This window comes from Sphingomonas bacterium, from assembly GCF_903644055.1.
In the GTDB taxonomy this organism is placed as follows: Bacteria; Pseudomonadota; Alphaproteobacteria; order Sphingomonadales; family Sphingomonadaceae; genus Sphingomonas_I.
Map to the genome: position 1 here is coordinate 1 of NZ_CAHJXD010000048.1, position 7,874 is coordinate 7,874.

Consider the following 7,874-nt stretch of genomic DNA (forward strand, 5'->3'; position numbering starts at 1 on the left):
CCGCGCCGTTGCTGACGCTGCCGACGCCCGCCGCGCCCCGTAACACGCCGCAGCGGGAGACGGCCCCGGCGCCCGCGCCGATCACCGCGACGCCCGTGCCTTTGCCGACGCTCGCTCTATCGCCGACGCCCGAAGCCGTGGGAGAGGCCGATGAGCGGGAGCGCGCCACGGCCGCCCCGCTAACCGCGCCCGCAGGCCCCCCGATCAGCATCGCCCCCACCCGCCGCACGTTCTTCGGCCTCGCGCCCGCGCCGTTCGTCGAGGGCGATTTCGTCGCGGCCTTGCGCCTGTCAGATGGCAAATGGGCGGTGGTGCAGCCCGCGCCCGAGCCTTTCCCGAATAGTTGGCAGCGCCGCGTGCTGCTGTGGTTCGCGATCGCGCTGGCGATCGTCGTGCCGCTCGGCTGGCTGTTCGCGCGGCGGCTGGTCAAGCCGCTCGATCGCTTCGCGGGCGCCGCCGAGCAACTCGGCCGCGATCCCGCCGCCGAAATCGATACGCTCGACGGCCCCGCCGAGATCGGCCGCGCGGCGCACGCGTTCAACCTGATGCAGAATCGCCTCCGCGCCTTCGTCGACGATCGTACCGCGATGGTCGGCGCGATCAGCCATGACCTGCGCACCCCGCTGACCCGGATGCGCTTCCGCATCGAGGATGTCGAGGCGGAGGATGTCCGCGAGGGATTGCTGGAAGAGGTGGACGAGATGGAGGCGATGATCGCGCAGGTCATCGATTTCATCCGCGATGCCTCGGCGCCCGCGCGCCGCGAGCGGCTCGATCTCAACACTTTGGTCGACGAGGTCGTAGAGGATGTCCGGCTGATCGGCGGCGATGTCACGATCGAGCGTACCGAAGAGGCGCAGGTCGAGGTCGACGTGCTGGGGCTGCGCCGCCTGCTCGACAACCTCATCGAGAATGCCGTCAAATATGGCGATCGCGCGCGCATCCGCCTGCATCGCGTGCTCGACGAGGCGGTGATCGAAGTGTTCGACGATGGCCCCGGCCTGCCCGCCGACGAAATGGAGCGCGTGTTCGAGCCTTTCTATCGCAGCGAGGCGGCGCGCAATTCGGACAAGGCGGGCAGCGGGCTGGGGCTGGCGGTGTGCCGATCGATCGCCCGTGCGCACGGCGGCGACATCCGGCTGCGCAATTCGGAGGACGGCTTCGCCGCCGAACTCCGCGTGCCGCTGGTCTACGGCAGCGAGAAGGCCGCGCTCGGCTAGAGCTCGAACTCACGTCACCCCGGCCTTGAGCCGGGGTCCCGCTTCTTCTTCAGCGTCGGCAGGCAGCGGGATCCCGGCTCAAGGCCGGGGTGACGGCTCATTTTGAACGGGACAGCCTCTAATCACTGATCGGTGCCGGCATCCTCCGGCTTCCGCCGCGATGCCGAGAGCTTGTCGAGAGCCCATGCCGCCGCTTCGGCAACCACCGTATCGGCATCGCTCACCAGCACCGTCACCGGCGGAATCAATGCCGCCAGACCGCTGTTCCCCGCCGCGATCAGCGCATTGCGCACCATGCGGTCGCGTCCGATCCGCTTGATCGGCGATCCCGCGAACACCTGCCGGAAACCCGCGTCGTCCAGCGCCAGCAAATCCGCCAATTCGGGCGCGGCGAGCTCCGCGCGGCCGTGAAAGGCGAGGTTCGCCTCGGCCGCGTCGGCGAACTTGTTCCAGGGGCAGGCGGCCAGGCAATCGTCGCAGCCATAGATGCGGTTGCCGATTGCATCGCGAAACTCTTCCGGGATCGGCCCCTTATGCTCGATCGTCAGATAGGAGATGCAGCGCCGCGCATCGAGCCGATAGGGCGCGGGGAAAGCCTCGGTCGGGCACGCGCGCTGGCACGCGTCGCACGATCCGCAATGATCTTCGCCCGGGCGATCGGGCGCCAGATCGAGCGTGGTCAGGATCGCGCCGAGGAACAGCCAATTGCCATGATCGCGGCTGAGGAGGTTGGTATGCTTGCCCTGCCAGCCGATCCCCGCCGCCTGCGCCAGCGGCTTTTCCATCACCGGCGCGGTATCGACGAACAGCTTGAGATCGCCCCCCGCCTCCGCCACCAGCCAGCGCGCCAGGGCCTTGAGCCCGCGCTTGACGACATCGTGATAATCCTGCCCCTGCGCATAGACCGAGATGCGCCCGATCCCGGCCTCGCCCTCCAGCGCGCGCGGATCGGTGGCCGGCGCATAACTGAGGCCGAGCAGGATCGCCGAGCGCGCCTCGGGCCACAGCGCGGTCGGCGCGGCGCGCTGCTCGGCGCGCGCCGCCATCCAGTCCATCGATCCATGCGCGCCCTCGGCGATCCAGTCGTGCAGCCGCCGGCCCGCTTCCGGCACCGCATCGGCGCGCGCGATCCCGCAGGCGACGAAGCCCAGCCGCCGCGCCTCGGCCTTCAACCGCGCTTCGAGATCGGGCTGCGCAAACACCCTCTCCCCCTACATGGCTTTGCCGCTACAAGCAGCGCATGAACGACGCGCTCGCGGTGGAAGCCCATGGCCTGGTCAAGCGCTTCGATGGCGCGACGGCGGTGGACGGCGTCGATCTCGCGGTGCCGCCGGGCTGCATCTACGGCATCCTCGGCCCCAACGGCGCGGGCAAGACGACGACATTGCGCATGCTGCTCGGCATCATCGATCCGGACGTGGGCCTGCGCCGCCTGCTCGGGGCTGCGGCACCGCTGGAGGTCGCGACCAAGGTCGGCTATCTGCCCGAGGAGCGCGGGCTCTACGGCGGCATGAACCCGCGCGAGGCGATCGCCTTCATGGGCGCGCTGCGGGGGCTGCCGCTGAAGACGGGCCGCGAGCGCGCGAGCGCGCTGCTCGCCGAGCATGACCTTCCCGCCGATCGCCCGATCCGCACGCTCTCTAAGGGCATGGCGCAGCTCGTCCAGCTCCTCGGCACGATCGTCCATCACCCGCGCCTGATCGTGCTCGATGAGCCTTTCTCGGGGCTCGACGCGATCAACCAGGAAAGGCTGGAGCGGCTGATCCGCGCGCAGGCCGATGCCGGCGCGACGATTCTCTTTTCGACGCACGTCATCGCGCATGCGGAGCGCCTGTGCGCGCGGATCGCGGTGATCGCGCGCGGCAAGGTGCGCTTCGAGGGCACGCCTGAGGAGGCGCGGACGCGCTTTCCGTCGCGCGTCCGGCTCGCCACGATACGGGACGGCGCGTGGCAGCAGGCGCTGCCCGCCGATGCCGAGCGGCACGACGGCATGTGGCGCTTCCGCCTGCCCGAAGAGGGCATCGAGCCGCTGCTCAAGGCGCTGGTCGCCGCCGATGCCGGGATCAGGACGCTGGCGATCGAGCCGCCGAGCCTGCACGAAGCCTTCGTCGCGATCGTTGGCGAAGGCGGCGGCGCCGGCGTGAACGATGAAGCGGTATCGGCGGCATGATGCGCACGCTCCGCTCGGCGCTGGTGATCGCGCGCCGCGATTATGTCGCGACGGTCTGGTCGAAGACCTTCATCATCTTCCTGCTCGGCCCGATCCTGCCGCTGCTGCTCGGCGGGGTGATGGGCGCGCTGGCATCGGGCGAAGAGCAAGGCCAGCGCCGCGACGCGGTCGCGCTGACCGTCGACGCCGATACCGCGCTGGCGATCGGCAAGGCGCGCGCGCACCTCGCGGCGCGGCTGGGCGGCGATGCGGTGCCGGTCTTCGTCCGCGCTCATCCCGCGCCGGGGCAGCCCAGCCTCGGCGGGAGCCTCGATCGTCCACGCCTCAGCGGCCCGCCGCAGGCCTTGCGCGATCTCGGCGGCCCGATCGGCCTGATCCTCGATCAGGCGCGCGGCGAACGCGCGCTCGGAAGCACCGCCTTGCCGCCGGTCGATCTGCAAACCGCCGCGATCCGCCCCGCGCCCAGCGCCTCGGATCGTGCCGACGTCGGGCGGGCCGCGCAGTTCGTTCTCTTCTTCCTGACGCTGCTGCTCGCCGGGCTGCTGATCTCCAACCTCGTCGAGGAGAAGGCCAACAAGATCATCGAGCTGCTCGCCTCGGCGGTGCCGATCGACGCGATCTTCGCGGGCAAGCTGCTGGCGATGCTCGGCGCCTCGCTCACCGGCATCGCGGTCTGGTCCAGCGCCGCGGCGCTCGGCGTGACGGCGTTTCTACCCGCGAGCGTGCTGCCCGTGCCCGCGATCGGCTGGCCGCTGTTCCTGACCCTCGGCCTCGTTTATTTCGTGATGCTGTTCCTGCTGTGGGGGGCGCTCTACCTCGGGATCGGCGCGCAGGCGGGAAGCGCGCGCGAGGCGCAGACGCTGGCGATGCCGCTGACGCTGGCGCAGGCGTTCGTCTTCGCGATCGCCTCGGCGCAGGCTGTGCATCCCGATCGCCCGATCGCGCTGATCGCCGCGATCATCCCGTGGAGCTCGCCGCTGGCGATGATGGCGCGCGCCGCGATCCTGCCGGAGCTGTGGCCGCACCTCGCGGCGCTCGCGCTCCAGCTCGCCACTCTGCTCGTCGCGGTCAGGGTTGGCGCGGCGCTGTTTCGTACCAACATATTGAAATCGGGGCGGCCGGCGGGCAGCCCTGTCGGTATCGCGCGCCTGTTCGCGCGCAGAGGAGAGTGAGATGGAATTTTCGCGACGCGGAACGCTCGGCGCGCTGGGCGCAACGTCCGCCGGAGCATGGCTCTGGGCCTGCTCCGGCAGCACGGCCGCGCCCGCGCATTACGAGGTCACGCTGACGGACGCCGAATGGAAGAAGCGCCTCGACCCCGCCGCCTACGACGTGCTGCGCCGGGAGGGCACCGAGCGCCCCTTCTCCAGCCCACTCAACAACGAGCATCGCGTCGGGCTCTTCTCCTGCGGCGGCTGCGCGCTGCCCGCTTTTTCGAGCAAGACTAAGTTCGACAGCGGCACCGGCTGGCCGAGCTTCTGGGCGCCGCTGCCCAACGCGATTTCGGACAGAAAAGATTCGACCTTCGGCATGGAGCGCACCGAAATCCACTGTCGTCGCTGCGGCGGCCACCTCGGCCATGTCTTCGACGACGGACCCAGGCCGACGGGCAAGCGCTATTGCATGAACGGCGTCGCGCTGCGCTTCGCTCCCGGCATGGCCTGAGCGCGGCCGTCAGTCCTCGTCCGCTGCTCCCCAGCTTTTGCCGAATTCGTCGGTATGGAGGATCTTGCCGGTCAGCGTCTCGGCCGATTGCCTGGCAAGAAAGATCAGCGCCGGTCCGAGAATCTCAGGTGTGGCTGGCTTGGCGCCGGCAAATCCCGCCGCCGAGGGGCGCGTCAGGACGACGCCGGGGCTCAGCGCGTTTACGGCGATCCCGTGCGGCCTCAGCTCCTCCGCCATGAAATGCGAGAGCCGGTTGAGCGCCGCCTTGCTCACGCCGTAGGGCAGCAGGCGGTGATGCGCCGGATCGTCCCGCGCTAGGAAGTCGCCGCCCCGCGCGGTGATATTGATGATGCTGCCCGAACGCTGGCGCATCATGAACGGCGCTGCCTGCCGGATCGCGAGATAGGGCGCGCGGACATTGACCCGCATCATCGCGTCCCAGGCCTCGCCCGTGATATCGAACGTATCATGCGCGTCCATGATGGCGGCGTTGTTCGCCAGAATGTCGATCCGGCCGAAATTCGCCCCCGCCTCGTCGATCGTGCGCACGAGCGCAGCCTCATCGCCGACATCACAGACCTGCGCGTAGATCCGGCCGGGCAATCCGCTCCCAGCCCGAACCACCTCCGCCAGGCCGCCGTTCGCGGCCTCGCCATTCCGGCCAAGCCCCAGCGTGCGCGCGATCGCGACGACCTTAGCCCCCGCCGCCGCCAGGGCCAGCGCATAGGCTCTGCCGATCCCCGCGCCAGCGCCGGTGACGATGGCGACCTTTCCTCCCAGTTCCATGATTCCTCCCGCTTGAAGATCGCCTGCGGCGGCGGTCCCTCCCCTCCCAGGGGAACGTCCTTCGTCAGAAATGCGCGGCGAGCCCGACGCGCAACGTGCGCGGGCGCAGCGGCGTCCGCTCGTCGCGCCGCGCGACCGCGAAGGGGTTGCCGATCGCGAAACGGTCGGCGCGCACGTCGAGCAGATTCTGCACGCCGAGCGATGCTTCGAAGCGGCCGAATTCCAGCGAGGCGGTCGCGCCCGCCTCGGCATAATCGCCATAGGGAATATCGAGCACCGGCCCCACGCCCAGCCGCGAATGGCCGACGTAGCGGACGCGCGCCTCGGCATGGAGGATCGTGTTGCCGATCGGATGCCGCCAGCCGAGCACGCCGGTCGCGGTCAGCGCGGGGCTCGCCGGAAGCGGGCGATCGCCCGAGTTCACATAAGCGGGCATCGGGTCGATCAGGCGGCTGTGGTTGAACAGCACCGCGCCCGACACGCGCAGTTCCGGCGTGATGCCCCATTCGGCGTTCGCCTCCACCGCGACGATCCGCCCGTCGCCGACATTGTCGGTATAGGGCAGCCCGTTGCGCGCGACGAGATCGGCCTGGATGTCGCTCCAGTGCGCGTAGGAAAAATCGATCGAGGCGCTGATCCGCCGCCCATGGCGATAGCGGAAACCCGAATGGCCCACGTAGATCGTGTCGGATTCGTAGGTCGCCACCCGCCCGGCGCCCTGCGCCACCGCCAGCCCGCCGGTGCGAAAGCCCTGCTGATACTGGCCGAACCAGATGAGATCGTGCGCGATCGGTACGCTGAAGCCGAAATCGGGATCGACGCGCGTCGCGGTGCTGCCGCGCAGGAAATCATTGTTGGCGGGGCGGCGCGACGGCTCGCCATCCATCCGCGCCCGGGTGACGCGCGCGCCGACGCTGAGCAGCAGGATCCGGAACACGGGCAGCGTCAGTTCGCCATAGCCCGCTTTCTCGCGCGTGCGATTGGTGACGCCGATCAGGTCGCGCGGCGTCATGAGCACGCCGATCGTGCGTTCCGAACCGGTCGTCGACCAGACGCCCGAGGCGCCGACCACCCAGCCCCCGCCACCGGGCCAAGAGTGCGACAGCCGCGCCTCGGCGCTGCCGAGCTTGATATCGGTGACATCGTCATAGGCGATCGGATTGATCACGGTTGGGCGCGAGACATCGAACCGCTGCGCGATATGATGATCGGCGACGCCGCCCGTGACGCGCAGCACGAGACCGCTGTCCCACCTTTTCTCGGCGACGCCGCGCGCCAATTTGTAGCGGTCGCTGAACGGCTGCGCGAGCGTTTCGAGATGCGAGAGCGCGCGGCCCGCCGCCGCATATTGGAGATCGGGCTGCGCGCTGGTCTGGCGGAGATAGCTTGCGTCGATCGTCACCCCGTCGAACGGCCTGGCGCGCACCGCGCCGCGAAATCCCGTCTGCGTCAGCGAATTGACGTCGTCGGCGTTGCGGCCCGGCGCATCGATATAGCCGCCCTCGCGGCTGCGGTAGCCGACGATGCGCACACCGAGACGATCCGCGACCGGCGAATAATCGATCGCCGTCGCGGCATCGTAGCCGGGCGCGCCGTGCGTGGTGATCGACCCTCCGACGCGCGCCGAGGCGTGGACGCCATCGAGCTCGGGCACCCGCGGTTCGATCCGGATGACGCCGCCGATCGATCCCGCGCCATAGAGCGTCCCTTGGGGCCCTTCGAGCACTTCGACGCGATCGACATCGTAGAGATTGAGGTTGGGATCGGGCCCGTCATAGCCGACGCGGACATCGCCGAAATAGATTCCCGCCGTGGCCTGCGTCGGCCCGGTGAAGCTCGAATCGGCGACACCCCGGATGAAAAGCTTGTTGCGGCCCGCGCCGACCTCGGTCGATTGCAGCACGGGCGTGCGCGCCAGCAGCCAGCTTTCGCCGAGCGATCCCGTCGGTCCCATGCCCCCGTCGCTTAGGGCGATCACCGTGGTGGCGGTCGGCGAGGTGAAGAGCGGCTGTTCGCGCTTGCCGCCGAGCACG

General features: G+C 69.6%; 7 protein-coding genes. 4 read left to right on the top strand and 3 right to left on the bottom strand.

Features of this window, described 5'->3' with window-relative positions; all coding sequences use genetic code 11:
• The coding region (locus HUU94_RS01975; RefSeq protein WP_174273446.1) for an ATP-binding protein at positions 1-1,220 on the top strand (1,220 nt) is incomplete at its 5' end.
• A 122-nt stretch (positions 1,221-1,342) separates the two neighbouring features.
• Here HUU94_RS01975 and queG read toward each other — a convergent pair.
• A complete protein-coding gene (queG, locus tag HUU94_RS01980; RefSeq protein ID WP_174273447.1) occupies positions 1,343-2,422 on the bottom strand; it encodes a tRNA epoxyqueuosine(34) reductase QueG in 1,080 nt (359 codons plus the stop codon).
• A 38-nt stretch (positions 2,423-2,460) separates the two neighbouring features.
• Here queG and HUU94_RS01985 point away from each other — a divergent pair, with 38 nt between their 5' ends.
• From HUU94_RS01985 to msrB, 3 genes are read left to right on the top strand one after another with little or no spacing between them, the layout of a single operon-like run.
• The gene (locus HUU94_RS01985) at positions 2,461-3,390 is read left to right on the top strand and encodes an ABC transporter ATP-binding protein (RefSeq protein WP_174273448.1); all 930 of its coding nucleotides are present in this window, start codon (positions 2,461-2,463) and stop codon (positions 3,388-3,390) included.
• Positions 3,387-4,562: an ABC transporter permease gene (locus HUU94_RS01990; protein WP_174273449.1), complete on the top strand. Its 1,176-nt coding sequence runs from the start codon at positions 3,387-3,389 to the stop codon at positions 4,560-4,562. The genes HUU94_RS01985 and HUU94_RS01990 overlap by 4 nt, the downstream gene beginning before the upstream one ends.
• A gap of 1 nt (position 4,563) precedes the next feature.
• Positions 4,564-5,055 (top strand): peptide-methionine (R)-S-oxide reductase MsrB, encoded by a 492-nt coding sequence (msrB, locus tag HUU94_RS01995; RefSeq protein WP_174273450.1) that lies wholly within the window; start codon positions 4,564-4,566, stop codon positions 5,053-5,055.
• Between the two features lie 9 nt (positions 5,056-5,064).
• Here msrB and HUU94_RS02000 read toward each other — a convergent pair whose 3' ends face one another.
• Together HUU94_RS02000 and HUU94_RS02005 are read right to left on the bottom strand one after the other, a co-directional pair.
• The gene (locus HUU94_RS02000) at positions 5,065-5,841 is read right to left on the bottom strand and encodes an SDR family NAD(P)-dependent oxidoreductase (RefSeq protein ID WP_174273451.1); all 777 of its coding nucleotides are present in this window, start codon (positions 5,839-5,841) and stop codon (positions 5,065-5,067) included.
• Positions 5,842-5,905: 64 nt separating this feature from the next.
• Positions 5,906-7,874: TonB-dependent receptor (locus HUU94_RS02005; RefSeq protein ID WP_174273452.1), on the bottom strand; the 1,969-nt coding region annotated here is incomplete at its 5' end.